Source organism: Halobacillus faecis (genome assembly GCF_007991335.1).
Taxonomy (GTDB): Bacteria; Bacillota; Bacilli; order Bacillales; family Halobacillaceae; genus Halobacillus; species Halobacillus faecis.
Window position 1 is genome coordinate 126,583 of record NZ_BJYD01000024.1, and the last position, 18,378, is coordinate 144,960.

Consider the following 18,378-nt stretch of genomic DNA (forward strand, 5'->3'; position numbering starts at 1 on the left):
TACCTTTATTTTATTCAGCGGGTGTATATTTTTCTCGAATCTTCCCAAAGAGATCAGCATATCCGGATCCTTTTCTATAAAAAACAGGAGGCTGACCGATAGGAGCGGAAACTTCTACATGGCCTCCGTCAAATTCTTCACCACTCCAGAGGTGAACCCATGTTTCATTCGGAAGATAAACATTCCACTGGCTCGCTGCTTCCTCGTAGACAGGTGCAACAAGCACATCGTCTCCCAACATGTATTGGTATTGAAGATCATATGTCTGTGCGTCATCTTCAAATTCCATAAACAACGGTCTCTGAACCGGAATCCCTTTTTCCGTATTTTCTTTCACAAGATCTTTCAAATAAGGAGCCAACGTCACATGGACATCTGTCATTCTTATAAATGCATTCATCGTGTCTTCATCATGATCATACTGGTGACTATCGGTCGGTCGGTTTCCTTCATGACTTCTCATTACCGGCGTAAAAGCAGCGAGTTCCACCCAGCGAAGCAGCAATTCTTTGGAACGCTTGTTTCCATGCAGACTCGTGTATCCACCGATGTCGCTGTGGTGAAGCCCATTTCCGACAAGGCCCGCAGACAGGGCAGCAGGGATGACAGACGCGATCCCATCATCAAGATCCCAGTTGACGCTCTGATCTCCCGCCCACAACAAACGGCAGTACTTTTGGCTTCCTGTGTAGCCTGCACGCATGAAATAGACAATCTCATCTGTTTTACCAGCTTCATCAACAGCTTCGAAATTCACTTTCGCCCACAGCATCGGCCAGGCATTGTGCATAAGCATTGCCGGCTCACCATTGTGGAGCTTGGCATCGGTCGGCAAGTATTCTCCGAAATCAGCCATCCAGCCATCTAAACCGAAATCAATCATATATTTTTGAATGACACCTTTATACCATTCAAAGGCTGCAGGGTTTGTAAGGTCGACAATTCCGCAGTCAAACTCACCAAAGTCAACTAAATAAACGTCGTCTTGTTGATTGAGGACAAAATAATGATTCTCCGCTGCTTCTTTATACAATTCTCCATCTAAAATCAAATAAGGATTAATATAGCCTAAGAAACGGATGCCTTGTTCTTTCCATTCTTTCAGTTTTTGGTCCAGTTCCGGATATTCGTTCTCATCCCACTGCCAGTTCCAGTTCAAACGGCGGCCAAAAGAGGTGACTCTTTTCCCCTGCCAATCCTGAGCCCAGACAGCCCCTACCTTCATGCCTTTATCACGTGCAGCATCGATTTTCTTTTGAACCTCATCCGTGCCGCCTTGCATACCGAGCCAGATGCCATCATAAGTCCATTCCGGAAGCTCCGGCTGTCTTCCTAGATGATGAGTCAGTCGGGACACTAACTCTTTAATGCTTGCTCCCGTTTCAAACATAATCTGCGATGGGACTTCCCACACTTGAAGTTCATGATAATGATCTTTTCGAAAATCAAAGTCGGCATAGGCAGTCGTATCGACATGACAGAAATACTTCTTCGAAGACAGGAATGTTGGCTGAGGGTAATTGGTATGATAATAGTCGCCCCCCGCCTGATCATGAAGGTCTGCTAAAAAAGTGGTGTACGTCTTTTTGTTCCGGCCAACCCCTGGCTCAGAGGTCCATAATGGGAAATGTTTGCCCCGCAAATTCAAATGAGACATCTGCTCTCCGCATCCGTACACCTTTTCTGTGGAATCAGCGGCGATACGGACCCAAAATCGATTGAAAGACTTTCGATCTCCGGAAAAATCCAGTTTCAGATTTTGATTTTCATAGCTGAAGGCTACCGATAGAGTTTCTGAATCCATGGAAGTCCGTTTAAAGTCAACGCGGAAACCCTGTTCGCTTTCATGCATTACTTCAAAACTCTTCAATCCGAATCGTTCTACTACATAATCTTCAATCTCATAATTGCCTCGGTACATCTCAATTTTTTCTTCTCCTTGACCGACAAATAAACACGGGGATGTCGGTGTATGCTCAAGAATCTTTCTTCCATCGAGCACAACTTCGAACGTATTGTCCTGGTATTGAATAGAAAGCCCTTGTTTTTGTTTCGTTTGCATGGATAAAATCCTCCTTGAAAATTATAAGTTAGCTGCTTTTTTCATTTGCTTTTCTACGACACGGTCATATTTCTTTTCCCATTTCTTCATAGCAAAGACCAGTGCTACAGAAGTTAAACCAATCAACACACCAGAAGCGATCCAGAACCATTGAGAAACCACCGCTTCCGGATAAGCAAGCCCGATTGGAGAGAAGACGATGTAAGTAAATACAATCAAACTTAACAAAATAATCGCTGTCGGAATCGCATACTTCCACGGGACCATGTCCACTTTAGGAGCATGCTTGAACGAATAAGGTTTAGAAAGTGGGCGAATATATCCGACTGCCAACATAATACCGACTTCGATAACAAAAAGGATCGCAGAAATGTGGATGAAGTTCATCGTGATTTCAATGCCGAACATCTGGTTCAATCCCCATACAAGCATGTAGTACGTAATGACGTGAAAAATCACTGCAATCTTCGCGCCCAGTGGCGGAACAAATTTGGATGCAATTCCTATGAGCACGATGGCGATAATCGGAATGTTAAAGAATCCGGTAAACTTACGAATGATATCCCAGAGTCCATCCGGTGCACTCATGAGCATCGGGGAGATAAAGAATGAAACGAGTGCCAAAATCGTACCGAAATATTTACTTACCCGAATCAACTGTTCATCAGAAGCATCTGGTTTAAAACCAGGCTTGTACACATCTAAAGCAAACATCGTTGCCGCTGAGTTCAAAAGTGAATTAAAGCTTGAGAAAACCGCACCTAACAATACAGCTAGAAACAATCCTGAGAATATCGTAGGCATCAAATTGGTCACCATGGTTGGATAAGCCAAATCAACCGTTTGGAATCCTGACCCATATAAATGAAAAGCAATAACTCCTGGAATCATCATAAGAATAGGAACAACCAACTTATAAAAACCGGAGAACAAGACCCCTTTTTGACCTTCCGCCAGGTTCTTTGCTCCCAGGGCACGCTGAATCACGTACTGGTTCGTCCCCCAATAGAACATATTCATGAAGATCATACCGGTGAATATAGCGGAAAATGGAACAGAATCTTCTTTTCCACCAATCGCATTCAACTTGTCTGCATTATCAGTAGCCATCGTCTTGAATCCTTGAAAGAAGTTCCCGTCCCCTAATACGAAAAGACCGATTACAGGAATCATCAAACCAATCAACAGCAAACCAATTCCATTCAACGTATCAGATACTGCAACCGCTTTTAATCCGCCGAAAATCGCATATATTGCTCCGATAATACCGATCACCCAAATAACGAGCCAAACCGATGACTCGAAAGAAATACCTAAGAGACCCGGAACATCAAAGAGCTTCAGCACCGCTAGGGCGCCGGAATAAAGAACAGAAGGAATGGTGACAAACGCATACCCGAGCATAAACAGGACCACTATGTAACGTCTGACACCATCATCAAATCGTGTACTTAAAAATTCAGGAAGAGTGGAAAATGCACCACCTAAGTATTTAGGAAGCAGGATCAATGCCATAATGATGACAGCAATCGGTGCCGTCACTTCCCAAGCCATGTTGGACAAGTTCGTGCGGTAAGCCTGTCCATTCAAACCAATCAATTGCTCAGCTGATAAGTTTGTCAGCAGCAAACTACCAGCAATAAACCCACCTGTTAATCCACGACCGGCCAGAAAATACCCATCAGAATCATTGACCTGCCCTTTCGCCTTCCGGTAAGACACCCATCCGACCAATCCCATAAACAAGATACACGTGACCAGTGTATATAGAATACTCATGATTGACTTCCTCCTTCTTTATCGTTCAAATATTGTACAAATACATTGGGACCTTTAATTCCGACATGTGCGCCTTGAGAGACAAACCTTTGATGTTCCTCATGGGCAATCAGCCATTTATTTCTCATAAAAAGTAAGGAATCTTCCCCTTTTTCTTCATCCTTTAATGGAGTATTGGTACCTTCAGGTAAAATGACGATACATTTGAATCCTTCTCCGGTCACTTTGCAAGGAGCGAGGTGAAGGGTCGTTTGGAACATTTCGATGGCATACCCTTTCGGAATATAAAACGCTTTCAAATGTTCTGTAGAAAAAGCATCTTCCTCCACATCATTCAAGTGCCCTAAAAGTAAGACCAAATCAGTCGCAGCTACATTGATTTCGCTGCCCTTATGATATTCCAGTCCACCTAGATTGGAATTGTTCCCATTACAGTAACCAATTTGAATGTTCATGCCGCCGTAGTACCTTTTTTCAATAGTACTTTTCAAGTCCTTTAACTCCAAAACAGGTTCGGAAGGGACATAAACATTCCCATTTTCCGGAACCGGGAGATCTTCCATCAAATGAATGAGCTTTTCATCAGGAAAAGTATCAAGTATTCGGCCAAAATTCTTAAAGGAACTTTCCTCCACGTGTCGAATATTTAGAGAAACATTCATCTTTTGCAATTGGTCTAGCATATCATCCCTCCACATTAAAGATATCTACCTTTTAAAAAACGTAGGTATGTTTGTTGTTATTTATTGTACTGGAAGCGCATTCAATCTGGCAAGAGGAAATTTTAATTACCTTCCACAAAACCGTATGAAACAGCGTTTTAATCATATTTATATCAAAAACAAAATTTTTAATTTTCTAAAAAGTGTTGAAATATTCAGGGCCCGTCCATATAATATTAGACAATGAAAGCGTTATCAAGGGAGGAGGTATGGAATAAAAGGTTGTAACGTTATTAATTAAGGTAGCAACGTTAGTATGTAAAACAAAAGGGGGACGAAGTAGTGAATGTTAAGCATATGATGCTTGCCGTGTTTATTCTAATGACAATGGTTCTAGGCGCTTGTTCATCTGAAAGCTCTGGTGAATCTGATAATGCTGATGGGAGTAAAACGATTAGTTTCATTCATTGGCGTGGGGAAGATAAAGAGGTTTTCGATAAACTCATCGAAAAGTTTGAAAAGGAAAATGAAGGAATTAAAGTGGATATGACCATTTATCCATCCGAACAATATCAATCCACAGCACAGACACTCATTCGAGATGGAGAAGTCGGGGATGTATTCACATCCTTCCCAGGTTCTCAATTCGAAATTATGGATAAAGCAGGATTGATGACGGATTTATCTGGAGAAGAATTCATCTCCAACTTCAATGAGAGTTTACTTGAAGCTGGTCAGAAAGATGGAAAACAATGGGCTGTTCCTTATCAGCTTGTGTTTAACCAGCCGGTGTATAACAAAGGGATCTTTGAAGAATTAGGAATTGATATCCCTGAAAGTTGGGAAGAATTTTTAGCTATGAATGAGACTTTGAAAGAAAACGGGTACTCACCCATGGCATTTCCTGGTGCGGACATCGGCCCAGGACAGTTGATGAACAGCATGATGATGAATAATGCAACAGATGAAGATATCTTTACACAATTAGAAAATGGAGAAACAAAATTGACGGACGAGTGGTGGGTCAAAACCCTAAGTCAATTCAAGGAATTAGCCGACAAAGGGTATTTCCAAGATGATTCCCTTGGAACGAAACACGACGGTGCGATTGCACTAATGGCTCAAGAAAAAGCAGCGATGCTCGGAAGTGGTTCGTATGCCATGGCTAGTATCAAAGAACAGAATCCAGACATGGAGCTTGGACTTCTGGCACCGATTACCGTTCCTGCAGATGAAGCCGTCTATGAAGGGATTCACACCACGACATTTATGATGGCTGTCAATAAGAACTCTGACACAAAAGATGAAGCGAAGAAATTCATTGAGTTTTTAAGCCAACCTGAGAATGCCAGTACTTATGCAAATGAAACGGGTCAGCACCTAACCGTCAGCGATGTGAATTATGAATCTGAAGTGTTGAAAAACACAGCCGATTGGATGGACAAAGAGACACGCTTCCAACCTCGCTACTTAATCAATAGTGCAGACATTGAAAAAGCGGTCATTGCTTCCATTCAATCCGTCATCGGAGGGACAGACCCAGAAGAAGCCGCAGCTGAAGCACAAAAAGTGGTCGACCAATTTGTAGAATAACCATGATTCCTTATAGGGGAAGAAAGCGACGTTCATGATAACAAACGCTTTCTTCTTCTATTTATGACTAAGGAGGCACTTATGAAAGCTGGAAAATCCATTTACCTATTTGTCGTTCCAGGATTGATCCTATACTTGATCTTTTTTATTTACCCTACATTAAGTGCTCTTTTCTATTCCTTCACGAACTGGGATGGATTATCTGCAGAGTACGATTTTGTCGGAATCAGCAACTACGTTGAAATTTTCACGGCTGATGCGATCTTCCGTAAATCTTTAGTGAATAATATTGAGTTCATGATGTTTGTCGTAATCTTTCAAACCTTGTTCTCATTAGTCTTCGCCCTGTTTTTAACGAAGAACTCTAAACGCAGTGTATTTTTAAGAGCGCTTTACTTTTTTCCAACGATTTTGTCTTCCGTATCCGTTGCTTTTATCTGGTCCTATATGTATGACCCGAACCTCGGACTGATCAACACCGTCATGCAGGCTATTAACCTGGATTCACTTGCTTTGAATTGGATTGGAAATGAAGATATCGCCATTTACTCCATTTCCGCTGTTCAAGTCTGGTTCCATACGGGGCAGATGCTGATTATCTTCGTCGCTGGCCTACAGGGGATCCCGAAAGATTTATATGAGGTCGCCAAAATGGAAGGAGCAAACAAATGGCAGACGTTCAAAAAAGTCACCTGGCCACTCGTTGCACCTGCGGCTACGATTGTTGTCGCTTATACAACAATCCAATCATTTAAGGCCTTCGATTTGATCTTTGCCATGACCAGGGGTGGCCCGAACTACTCTACAGAAATCCTGGCAACGCTTATTTACAATACAGCTTTTCGGAGCTACCGCTTCGGATATGCATCAGCTGAATCTGTCATTTTCATGATTGTCATTGCGATTATCACCATTGTTCAAATGAGAGTCTTAAGATCAAAAGCCACGTAAAAAGGAGGGAAAGAATTTATGGATCGATTAGGAAAAAGAGTGCTGCTGTTCATTTATGCAGCCATCATCATCATTCCAATGTTGACCGTCTTCTTTTCTACATTTAAAACAACATCACAAATGTATGAGAATCCCATAGGCCTGCCTGAATCATTCAACTTCTCCAATTATGTACAGATCTTCAATGAGACAGCTATGGCTACATATTTCAAAAACAGTGTCATTGTTACCCTTGTATCCGTAACGTTCACATTGTTTTTTGCCAGTTTAATTGCCTATGCCATTACGAGAATGAACAAATGGATGGGCGGTTTACTTTTCGGATTGTTCACCCTCGGAATGATGGTGCCGGCACAGGTAAATATGATCCCACTCTACTCACTGATCTACCGGTTGGACTTAACCAATACACTCAGTGGATTGATGATTGTCAATATATCTGTAACTTTACCAGTGGCGGTCTTCATTTTGACAGGATTTATGAAGACTATTCCGAAAGAATTATTTGAAGCTTGTACCATTGATGGAGCGAACAACTGGCAGGTGTACCGCAGAATTGCCCTGCCATTATCGTTGCCATCCTTATCAGCAACAGCCATCTTTCTTTTTGTCATGCATTGGAATGACTTGTTGTATCCTTTGCTGTTCATTACGAAAGACGAATACAAAACCCTGCCTCTCGCTCTATTAGAATTCCAAGGACAGTATATGACGAACTTCCCGATGTTGTTTACTGGTGTCATGATTGCTTCAGCACCCATGATTATTGCTTATGTGTTCCTGCAAAGATACTTCATAGCTGGAATGACAGCTGGATCAGTAAAAGGATAAGGAGCTGTTGAGATGACCATTTCGATTGGGTTGATCGGTGCTGGGAATCGTTCAAAATCCTTACTTAACGCAATGAAACACACCAACGAATTTTCAGTCGCTGGTTATGTAGATAAAGAAACAAAACCGTTTGTTGAACACCTCTACCCTGAGGCACATTTTTATCACAAGGAAGAAGAACTGTATAGGAATGAGAGGATCGATGCTGTTGTCATTGCTACACCCAATGATCTTCACGAAAAAAACATGAACACAGCGATGGAAAACCAGGTGGCTATCTTTACAGAAAAGCCCTTGGTTACGGAACATGATTCATTCATAGATTTTTATAAAAAGATAGAAACTTACGAAAAAACTTTTGTGATCGGTACAGAACTAAGACACGACCCTGGTTTCATTCGTTTTAAAAAACATTTGGGTACAATACCCCTTCTATCCGTTTGGTGCCACGAGTTCAGACCACCCTTTCGTGCGGGAAGTGAGAGTTGGCGACTGGGAAGAAGCCGGACCGGGGGGACATTCTTAGAAAAAAACATCCACCATTTTGATCTTATGGTCAATCTTATAAAGTCCCCTCCTCGTGCTGTATTCGCGAAAGGAGACCACCCTGGAGAGATGATAGAAAACGGATGGGTCATTGTAGAATTCGAGAACGGAACCTTTGGAAACTTGGGGGTTTCTCTATCCTATGAGCAACACCATCTGGAAGTCGGCGTTCTTCAAAAAGACAATAAGTTTATATACAATCCCAACAAGCAAAAACTGATCTCAGGGAACACAGAAAACGCCCTCCTTTTTCACCTTGGTGGAATTGAACAAACAAGTTATGATCATCCAGGTGAGGTTGAACAGATGAAAGAATTCGCGCGTCTGATCAAATCAGAAAAGACGATGGACGGAGTTCTAAAGGAAGCTTATTGGAGTCATAGAATTGCCTTTGCCGCGGAGGAGTCGGTTCGAACCGGAAAGGAAATTCTGTTAGATTCATTTACTTCTATTAAAGGAGGAAAAGTATGAGCGTCATTGATATGCACCACCACATCCTTAACGTCCCAAACTATACGGAGAATTTAATAAAGCACATGGACCGAATAGGTATTGACCGTGTCTGCTTAAGCGGTCTCGGTCTTCCTTCAGATAATTGGCTTGGAGATCTTTCTCCTACAAATGAAGATGTCAGAAAAGCGATGAAAGACTTCCCCGACCGTGTGATCGGATTTGGAGTGATCCGTTTGGGGGAGTCAACCATAGAAGACGTGGAACGCTTATATGCCGAGGGCTTTAGAGGAATTAAAACAACCCGCCCGCTGCACAATTATGATGACCCCCGCTATGACCCTATCTATGCGAAGATTGAAGAACTTGGCATGCCGGTCCTTTTCCATACAGGCTTCATTCTGCAAACGAAAGTGGATCAGCGCGATGATGTATCATCTGCCCGCATGCGCCCGGTCATGTTAGACCGGGTGGCGCGCTCTTTTCCCAACCTGACCATGTTTATCGCTCACTTGGGAATGCCGTGGCACGAAGAGGCCGCTATGATGGCTCGCTTCCACCCCAATGCTTATGTGGATTTGTCAGGGTCACCAATGGGATGGCGAAACCGAAAATCTCCTTCCTTCTTTCAGGATCTATTCTACTGGGAAGGAGCTTTTAATAAACTCGTCTTCGGTTCTGATGTCCACTTTGACGACTTGGAAGCTTCTTACAACGACCATAAAAATCTATTTCAGATGCTTAATCTGGATGAAAACACTCAGAAACGCATTTTATCAGGTAATGTGAATGCCATTCTTAACTTATGATTGGAGGGAAAAGATGAATAGAACAGACGTTTCCTACACGTTGACAGAGGATCCCGTCGCTTCAGCCCATCACTTTGCCCGTTATCTTGCTGATTTTATTCAAGAACGAAACGAAGAAAATTTACCAACCAGGCTGATTTTGCCGGTAGGACCTGTTCGTCCATACCCAATTCTAGCCCGCATCAGTAATGAAGAAAGGATTTCATGGAAGAACCTCCATATCTTCAACATGGATGAATACCTGGATTGGCAAGGACGTCCCATTGAAGAAGATCATGCGTTTAGTTTCAGAAAGTTCATGAACGAATTTTACCAAAGCCTTAATCCTTTGCTCAGGCCCCCGAAAGATCAGTGCCATTTTCCTGATGTGTACAACATTGATGAAATAAGCAACAAAATTGAAGAGGTTGGTGGCATTGATCTATGTTTGGGAGGAGTGGGAGTCCATGGGCATGTCGCTTTCAATGAACCTGTCATTTCCAGATTCCATCAAGTCACTACGGAAGACTTCAAAAACTCTAAAACCCGTATTCTATCCTTAGCGCCTGAAACACACGTGATGAATAGTATTCGAACCAATGGCGGAAGTTTTGATGAATTTCCACCGATGGCCATCACCTTGGGGATGAAAGATATTCTTAATGCAAAGAAAATCCGCCTTTATTGCGATGGAGGATCATGGCAGCAAGAAGCCTTTTATCAAGCCATTTACGGGGAAGAAGATGTCCGTTATCCAGTCACCTTACTTCAGGACCATGAAGATCTGCAGTTCATAGCTACTAAAGAAACGGCCAAAAAAGTTTTAAGTGATTACTAGCAAACTAAAATAAAGTAGATAAAATATTGATATCCCTAAGAATGATCTCTTAATAGCCTGGCTTTTTAGGCTATTAAGAGATCATTCCCCTTATGAATATATGTCTATCTTTCTTAGTGTATTTATCGTTGATAGTGATTTCTACAATCACATGGGTACTAAAACCAATCACGATTATCCGTGATTTTTTTCAAGTATGCAGCCGATAATTAGACAATAATTTCCCGGGTAATACCTTTTTCAGCAGGTTACTGATGAATGAAAGGTTCCAAAGGATTAGTGAAGAACTCATTATGACGTAAAAAATGGAAGCCTCTACGTAGAGGCTTCCGTTTTGATTAAAAAGAATAAAACAATTTAAAAGAAAAGCGGCTTTCTAATTATGAGCGACTACAGAAGGATTGGATAAGAAGCTCCATTCCCTTTGATTGCGCGTTCGGTAATTAGCCAAGAACCATCTCCCATACATTTTAAAGGTTAAAAGATCCCAAGACGTTTTTTTGTTCTGATACGTTCTGGTGGATCCGTATATACCATTTCACCCTTAAGAACAACATGAGCATTTTCCATAAGTTGATACACTAGATCTGTCCCAAACTTTTTCTCAATTTTACTATATGCTTCTTTCATGAAGAATCCACGTTTTTTTGTATCATGAGCATTGGAGGCTACAAGATGGGTTAAATTAAATTCTATCATTTGATGGGAAAACTTTTGAATATCTCTTCCTAATTTCCCCACAATACTGGCCGCCGTTACTTGAGTTATAGCACCATTTCTAACAAGATTGTATAGCTCATTCGGTTGTTGTCGAAGAAATTTATTTCTCTCAGGGTGCACGAGTATTGGTTTATAACCCAGCAATTGAATATCATACAGCATCTGCTTAGCATAGTGGGGGAGCTCATGGTGTGGTAATTCGAGCAGAATATATCCACTATTATGATTAATAGAAAATACTTCTTCCGATTTAAAAGCCTCCAGATCTCCATTAAGTCTTATTACTTGACCAGGTAGCACGGTTAACTCAATACCTTGTTGAAAGAGTTCATCATTCAACTGAGCAGTTTTCTGAATGACGAGTGATTTAGGGTTATTATATTCGGAATGGAGATGATGGGGGGTAGCGACAATTGTATCAATCCCTTGATCCACTGCCTTTTTCGCCATATCAATACTTTCTTGCATGCTTTGAGCCCCGTCATCCATATCGGGTAAAATGTGATTGTGTAAATCAATCATACTTCCTTCACCTCTCTATATAATTGCGAATACCTTTAGTCCTTCGTTCCTATTCTTCAGTTCTTAAAAAAGAACATAAGATCAAAAAAATATCTCTAAGAGTTTAGCCATTGAATAATTATTTATAAAAAGCACTTGTAACTGGTAAAGCATTCAATGACCTTGCCTTTAGTTACCATATTCACAATCTCTATAACGAATCTCCTTATACCACTGCTCCTTGTGACCCTGAAGAATACAAGTGGGATAACTATAGTTTCTATATCGTTCATCATATACCAAGTTGTTCATTATACAGAACTACTACCTTTAGTATATAATAAGCAACCTGAATATTAAAGTTTTTTCAATAAATTTCCTATACAATTTTTATGGTATCCATTTATGGGCGCCACTATGGCGAAAGATTTTTGGCAATGTTCTTGCTCACTCAAGACTATATAGTTCTTAAAGATTACCAAGTTAAGAAAAACATAATGAAATTTATACAAAAAGCAAAGAAAAAAGCCACTCTTAAAAGAGTAGCTTAAGAATGATAATCCATGATCATTTCTCGAACATCTTGGACTTCCTGATTTGGAACTTCTAAATAATAAATACCATTGATCCTAGTACCTTGACCTGTCATTTGATAGGTTGATAAATTCTTTCTTGCTCCACTATAATTTCTCATCAAGTCCTGCATTGTATCGAAATCCATATTTGTAGATACATTTTTACCTAGAACATCTATGATTTCACCAGTTTGGCTAATAGATCCAACGTTTATCCCTTTATCTACAATTCCCTGGATGACCTTGCGCTGACGTTCGTTTCTTCCAAGGTCCCCCTTAGGATCTTCGTATCTCATTCTTACATAACCAAGGGCTTCTTTCCCGTTCATTGTAAGTTCACCTTTTTTATAATGGAAGTTATTCTTTCCATACCATTCGATATCGTTTTGAATGGTAATTCCTCCGACTGCATCCACCATTTCTTCTAAGCCTTCCATGTTAACTTGTACATAGTAATCAAGACCGATATCAAGGAAGTTCTCAACCGTTTGAATGGCCATGTCGGCTCCACCAAAAGCATACGCATGATTGATTTTGTCCAATTTACCTGCCTGTGAGGAATTTCCAACCATCTCTGTGCGAGTATCCCGAGGAATGCTTATGATTTGGCTGCGATTGTTGTTCGGGTCAACGGACAAGACCATCAAGGCATCAGAGCGACCGGAATCTCCGGCTCTTTCATCTACTCCCATTAACAAGATGTTCAAGGACTCCTTGTCCTTCCGTTTTTTCTCCGTCAATTTATGATCAATGGAGGCAACCTCTTTATGCATCTTTGAATCTACTGTGTTTTTGGCTCCACTATACAGAGAATAACTATAAACCCCTGCCGGAATAAGTAGAAGTAATAGTGTTATAAGCGTAATTTTCCACCATCGTGTTTTCTTCTTCTTGTGTTTCTCAGAACGTCTCATTTACAAACCTCTCCACCTTATTTACTATTTCATTCCATTATAATATTAGAATGTAAGACTAACAATTGTACGATTATAAAAAAATGAAAAAAATCCCATACTATTAAAAAGTAAAGGGAGGAAGAACGATGAGAAAGATATTTTTCACCATACTACCCATTTTTTATATGATTCTCATTTGGATCCAATCAAGTTTGCCAATTAAGAAAATTATGGAGTGGTTCCAATGACTTTGGGCTTCATCCTTGAAAGTTTGCATCTCATTGAATTCGCACTATTATATGTGTTTATTCTACTAGCTCTTAAGACTCACCATCGACTTACTATAATGACGAATTTGTTGGCAGCTATATTTGCTGCTTCTTATGGCCTAGTAGACGAAGTCCATCAACTGTTTGTTGAGGGCCGTTCGTTTACTGTCAACGACTTAATTAAAGATTGGATAGGTGTATGGTCTACTTATACGATAGTTACTCTCTATCAATTACGAAAGAGGAAACAAGAATTAACAGCAGCAAAAGTAGACAGCGATTTTATCACAATGCGCAACAAAACATCTCTTTAATAACCGTAGCGTATGTAATTTCCCTATCAATTTTATAACTCTTCTTAACTGATTATGGATGTTAATATGTTTAGAAAATAATCTCATTCATTCTTCTAACAGGCCTTCATAAAAAAAAGAGCCGCTCATATTGAGCGACTCTTCATCAAGCTTATTCCGTTACTTTCTTCTGAAGCGCTTCTCTTACTTCTGGGCTGACAGCACCGTCGCCACCAAGTACGGTTACAGAAGAAATGTCATTCGTGTAGACGTACTTCGTAAGATAAGCATCTACTTCTTTTGGAAGTCTTTCATCGTCAACCAATAGAAGCAGACCGTCATTTGCCGTTACCAGAGGGGCAGCAGCTAGTGCATCTGGATAGTTCGCTCCACTTGCTGCATAAAGTTGATCTGTGCTGTGACCAAACTCTTTAAGAAGTGCTACAAGTGTGCCGTAACGGTTTTTCCCTGACAGTCTTTCTACAGACAAGGCTACTTCATCTGCCTGAGCTAAGACTTCATCAGATACAACTCCCGTACCACCAGCGACATAAACATCTTCATTTTCCAGTATTTCAAGAGCTTCTTCAGAAAGATCCTCACCATTTGTAAGAACAATTGGCATGCCGTTTGCACCAGCGATAGAAGCTGCGCTCAACGCATCTGCATAGTTCTTACCAGTGGCTAAGAAAACACCATTTCCTTCAAAGCCATACTCACTTTGCAGCTCTTTGACAATCTCAAGGTTTGTACCGTAACGTGTATCGTCGGACAAGCGCTTGATATTATCGGAAGCGATACTGATGGTATTCAACTGAGTGAATACTTCCTTATCAACAGCACCTGTTCCACCTAATACATATACATTTTCAGCTCCAAGACGTTCGATTTCGGCAAGGGCATTATCATCCAATGTACCTTTGCTGTTAACCGGGATAATAGGTGCATTGGTAGCAGAAGCTAGTGGTCCAGCAGACAAAGCATCCGGGAAGTCATAGCCAGTTGTGACGATGACTGTATCGGCTCCGCCATCAGGATAAAGATCCTTGGAAATTTCAATAGCCGTTTCTGTACGGGTCGCACCAGAAAGCACGTCCACGACATCGGCATCCGTCGTGATAGGAACAAGGTCAAGGACTTCATCAGTGTTGGCATCTAACATGTACAATGCTGCATAACCCTTCATTGGTTCATCAGGTGTTGTAATAGACACAGGAACATCTATAGATTCACCTACACCCAGGGTTGTCGCTTCAGCACTCGTCTCTACAGAACCTTGAGTTTCCTCTGTTGTATCGTAGGACAATACTTTTTCCTCAGTCATGTTCAACGTATAGTTCACTGTATCTGATCCATTACCGAAATAATCCACACCAATCTGATACTCCCCATCCGGAAGTCCAGTGACGGAAAAGGCTTCGCTATCTGATGCAGTTGCACTGTACGCTACAATATTTTGATCTTCATCAAACAGGAACAAATCAAGATCTGCTGCTGTTTCTGGAGATACATCAACGCTTAAGGATACGTTGTTTTCGATGGTAATATCAATTAGATCACCATCTCTTTGATTTTCGTCACTATCTTGAGTGACTTCTCCTGTAAGTGTCTTGGATAATGGGCCGGAGAAAGCCACGGTTTCAAATTTCACATCCGCAGAATCTCTCAAATAGTTGGTAAATGTGATTTCTTCATTGATCTCCTCTGAAGTCGAAACTTTGCCCAAATCTATACGGCCTGGACTAGCCACCACATCTTGTGCTACAGCTTCAAGCGTATATTCATGGACTTCCTTTCCTTCTTCTGGAGCTGTTGTTCCATAGACATGAACTTCCCATACACCCGGTTCAGGAGATGGAACGACAAAGTCTTCAACATCCAATCCACCTGATCCATATCCAGCATAGCCAACGTAATCATTGACTTGTGTACCATCAGGATTGAAAATCATCATTCGGACGCGTCCTTCATAATCTCCACCTTCAGTAAGCGCGTTTAAAGAGAAACGCAGTTCACTTAAGCCAGACTCTACATCAAATGTATAGCCTTTGGTTTGGGAAGACTGAACTTCACCATTATCACGGAAGCGGTGTTTATTGTCTGCTGTAAACTCATACCCAGTCATGATTGTCTGAGCACTTCTTGCTTCCACATAGTGAGTGGATGGGTCATTGAAAATCAGATTACCAGCGTTTACACCTGTTTCCAGTTTCGACGCATCATAGCTGACCGTGATGTATTCATGTTCACCCGCACCTAGTGTAAGTTCACTAACTGACGGTGTGAACCAATCGTGAGTCGCTGTGATTTCTAAGTTTTTCTCTTCATCGGAAGGGTTCTCTACAAGGACTTCGACCGTTTCAGGTATATCCTTGTTACGAACATAAAGGCCAGGGCCACCGGCTACTTTCTCACCATGGTAGACGGTTACTTCAACATCCTTGACTTCATTGACGAAATGTTCGCGCATATATTCGTATGCTGCTGGTACATCGATAAGTCCAGCACCTTGCTGAGCACGGTTATAACCATCAAGTTCTCTCGATGTTTGAACCAATGCTTCTTTAGCCAGCTCATAATCAAATGGCAGGCGGTCTTTCAAGGCCGCAGATTTCAACAGCGCTACTGCACCGGCAACATATGGAGCAGACATACTCGTTCCCTGCTTCACACCATAGGCTGAATCTAAGCTACCATGCTGATGGACAGGCTCCGCAGCAAATGCAGATCCTGGAGCTACAACGTCCGGCTTCTGATCTCCTATTTCGTTAGGACCTACAGATGAGAAGTACCATAAACCTTCTCCATCAAGTGGATTACCTTCAGCATCCTTACCGTATGGATAGCTGCCATATTCTTTAGCCCACATTTCTGAATTAATGTAGGCACCAACAGAAATAACACTTCCCACATCACCAGGGGATCCGACAGAATCTACGCCCGGACCACTGTTACCTGCAGATGTAACGAAGACGATGTCATAGTCATCGCTGAGAAGAGTCATGAGCTCTCCATAGCTGCCTTCACCGATATTCAAATCAGGTAGGGAACCTAGACTCAAGTTGGCTACGTCTGCATCAAATCCACCCATATCTTCAGGGAGTGCTGCATCGATCATGGCTTTCTGAATGCTCCAAGTGTAAGCTCCACCTGCTTCTTCGAATACACGCATCCCAACAAGATCAGCTTCAGGTGCGACACCTTCTCCAGCTACGGCTCCTGTCTCATTATCACGTAACGGACCATTAGCAGCCGTAATACCTGCTACGTGTGAACCATGGCCATTGAAATCAGTGAACAAGTTAACCGTACGGATTCCAAACCGATCCTCATAGTAATCAAGGTCATTAACACGGAAGTTCGCGCCTACCGTATCATCGGTCACATCGATATCAAATGTCCCAGCTTCCTCATTTTCATACGCTGTCTCATCAGAGAAGTCACTGTCCATATCCGTATCGATATACAACTCATCTCCAATAAGAAGAACACCAAAGTTGTCTGGATTCCCCTGGATTTCTCCATCTACTTCTTCTGGCTGTTCCCCATCACCATTCAAATCTGCCATAGCATTGAAGTGGGTCTGGCCATAGTAAACATCGCCTTCTTCTGTGATACCCATGTCATTTTTCTGCTCTTCATTTAAAGGCATGAAAACGACATCACCCTCAGAGAAATAATCATAAGACTGTTCTTCAACAAACTGCTTGTAACGGTCTTCTACTGGAAAAACCCCTGTTTCGGTGCGATGATAATTCGAGACCGTATAATCTCTAACATTAACAATCTTAGAATCCCCAAATTTTCTCGTTTCCGCGAAGACTTCTTCAGCATCTTCTCCTTCTTCTACTTCAGGAAGATCTGTGAAAGACTCATGCCCAGGGTCTGGACCAGAATCAATAATCGCTACGGTCGTACCTTCTCCATCAAATTTCCCGTGAAAATCGTCCACGCCAGCAGCCGGGTGAGTTTCCAGCTGATCAGGACTTACGCTACCCTCTGTATTAACATCACTATTCCCTTTAGACTCAGAGTCTTCTGGAGTTGGTGCTAGTTGTACCTCTGCATTATCTCCGACAGTACGTACAGCATCCAGTTTCACAACATCAAAGATTTTATTTGTAGGAACATCAGCCAGATAACCATAGTTCCTATGATTTTGTTTGACTTTGACTCCAAGCTTTTCAAGTTGCTTGGTAGCATCGACTTTCCCGTTACCAATAATGACAAGTTCTTGCACATTCTCTTCATTATTTGCAAGAGAAACGACTTCCTTATAGTTTAATAGAGTATTAAATTTCTTCACTTCACTGGTGGTTTCTGCTTGAACGGCTCCTGGACTGTATGTACTAACTCCAGCGAAAGAAGAAGCGACAATAGCTGCACTGGCGAAAACACTTAAGGCTTTTTTCTTAGCATTCTTTTTGTTTGACACCAAAGTGTATAACCTCCCAAATTTTATGTGAATCGGTGTAAATCTACCTAATCCTTCCCTCCCTTTTTTAACAAACAATTTCAAAAAATTACAATTTTTATTGTAATGTAAAGATGTGTCTGCGTCAATGAATATTCACTCAATTTTGATAATTGTAAATACATAGGTTGAAAAGACTGCTGTTAAATA

At 41.5% G+C, this 18,378-nt stretch carries 13 protein-coding genes; 7 read left to right on the forward strand and 6 right to left on the reverse strand.

Going from position 1 to position 18,378, the window contains the following annotated elements; all coding sequences use genetic code 11:
- Positions 1–10: 10 nt before the first annotated feature.
- Genes HFA01_RS13575 through HFA01_RS13585 form a run of 3 tightly spaced genes read right to left on the reverse strand, consistent with a single transcriptional unit; the run spans position 11 to position 4,524 of the window.
- Positions 11–2,062, reverse strand: coding sequence for an alpha-glucosidase (locus HFA01_RS13575; RefSeq protein WP_146817125.1), 2,052 nt, complete (start codon positions 2,060–2,062; stop codon positions 11–13).
- A gap of 21 nt (positions 2,063–2,083) precedes the next feature.
- Complete coding sequence (locus tag HFA01_RS13580; protein ID WP_146817127.1) at positions 2,084–3,841, reverse strand: solute:sodium symporter family transporter; 1,758 nt, start codon at positions 3,839–3,841, stop codon at positions 2,084–2,086.
- On the reverse strand, positions 3,838–4,524 hold the full coding sequence (locus HFA01_RS13585) for a DUF4867 family protein (protein WP_146817129.1): 687 nt from the start codon (positions 4,522–4,524) through the stop codon (positions 3,838–3,840). Before HFA01_RS13585 ends, HFA01_RS13580 begins: the two co-directional genes overlap by 4 nt.
- A 336-nt stretch (positions 4,525–4,860) precedes the next feature.
- Here HFA01_RS13585 and HFA01_RS13590 point away from each other — a divergent pair, with 336 nt between their 5' ends.
- From HFA01_RS13590 to HFA01_RS13615, 6 genes are all read left to right on the forward strand, one after another.
- Complete coding sequence (locus HFA01_RS13590; RefSeq protein ID WP_146817190.1) at positions 4,861–6,096, forward strand: ABC transporter substrate-binding protein; 1,236 nt, start codon at positions 4,861–4,863, stop codon at positions 6,094–6,096.
- Positions 6,097–6,177: 81 nt separating this feature from the next.
- Positions 6,178–7,047 (forward strand): carbohydrate ABC transporter permease, encoded by an 870-nt coding sequence (locus tag HFA01_RS13595; protein ID WP_146817131.1) that lies wholly within the window; start codon positions 6,178–6,180, stop codon positions 7,045–7,047.
- Positions 7,048–7,065: 18 nt separating this feature from the next.
- Complete coding sequence (locus tag HFA01_RS13600; RefSeq protein ID WP_146817133.1) at positions 7,066–7,878, forward strand: carbohydrate ABC transporter permease; 813 nt, start codon at positions 7,066–7,068, stop codon at positions 7,876–7,878.
- Positions 7,879–7,890: 12 nt separating this feature from the next.
- Positions 7,891–8,895 carry a Gfo/Idh/MocA family protein gene (locus tag HFA01_RS13605; protein ID WP_146817135.1) on the forward strand — a complete coding sequence of 335 codons (1,005 nt, stop codon included), beginning with the start codon at positions 7,891–7,893 and terminating at the stop codon, positions 8,893–8,895.
- The gene (locus HFA01_RS13610; RefSeq protein ID WP_146817137.1) at positions 8,892–9,683 is read left to right on the forward strand and encodes an amidohydrolase family protein; all 792 of its coding nucleotides are present in this window, start codon (positions 8,892–8,894) and stop codon (positions 9,681–9,683) included. Before HFA01_RS13605 ends, HFA01_RS13610 begins: the two co-directional genes overlap by 4 nt.
- A gap of 13 nt (positions 9,684–9,696) precedes the next feature.
- Entirely contained in the window at positions 9,697–10,500 is an 804-nt protein-coding gene (locus tag HFA01_RS13615; protein WP_167506239.1) for a sugar phosphate isomerase family, read from the forward strand.
- A 477-nt stretch (positions 10,501–10,977) separates the two neighbouring features.
- On the opposite strand, the gene HFA01_RS13620 is transcribed toward HFA01_RS13615, so the two are convergent.
- Positions 10,978–11,742 carry a tyrosine-protein phosphatase gene (locus tag HFA01_RS13620; RefSeq protein WP_146817141.1) on the reverse strand — a complete coding sequence of 255 codons (765 nt, stop codon included), beginning with the start codon at positions 11,740–11,742 and terminating at the stop codon, positions 10,978–10,980.
- 526 nt (positions 11,743–12,268) lie between these two features.
- Positions 12,269–13,210 carry an LCP family glycopolymer transferase gene (locus HFA01_RS13625; protein ID WP_146817143.1) on the reverse strand — a complete coding sequence of 314 codons (942 nt, stop codon included), beginning with the start codon at positions 13,208–13,210 and terminating at the stop codon, positions 12,269–12,271.
- A gap of 226 nt (positions 13,211–13,436) precedes the next feature.
- Between HFA01_RS13625 and HFA01_RS13630 the strand changes: the two genes are divergently transcribed.
- A complete protein-coding gene (locus HFA01_RS13630) occupies positions 13,437–13,775 on the forward strand; it encodes a VanZ family protein (protein WP_146817145.1) in 339 nt (112 codons plus the stop codon).
- A gap of 151 nt (positions 13,776–13,926) precedes the next feature.
- Here HFA01_RS13630 and HFA01_RS13635 read toward each other — a convergent pair whose 3' ends face one another.
- Entirely contained in the window at positions 13,927–18,189 is a 4,263-nt protein-coding gene (locus HFA01_RS13635) for a cell wall-binding repeat-containing protein (RefSeq protein WP_146817147.1), read from the reverse strand.
- Positions 18,190–18,378 lie beyond the last annotated feature (189 nt).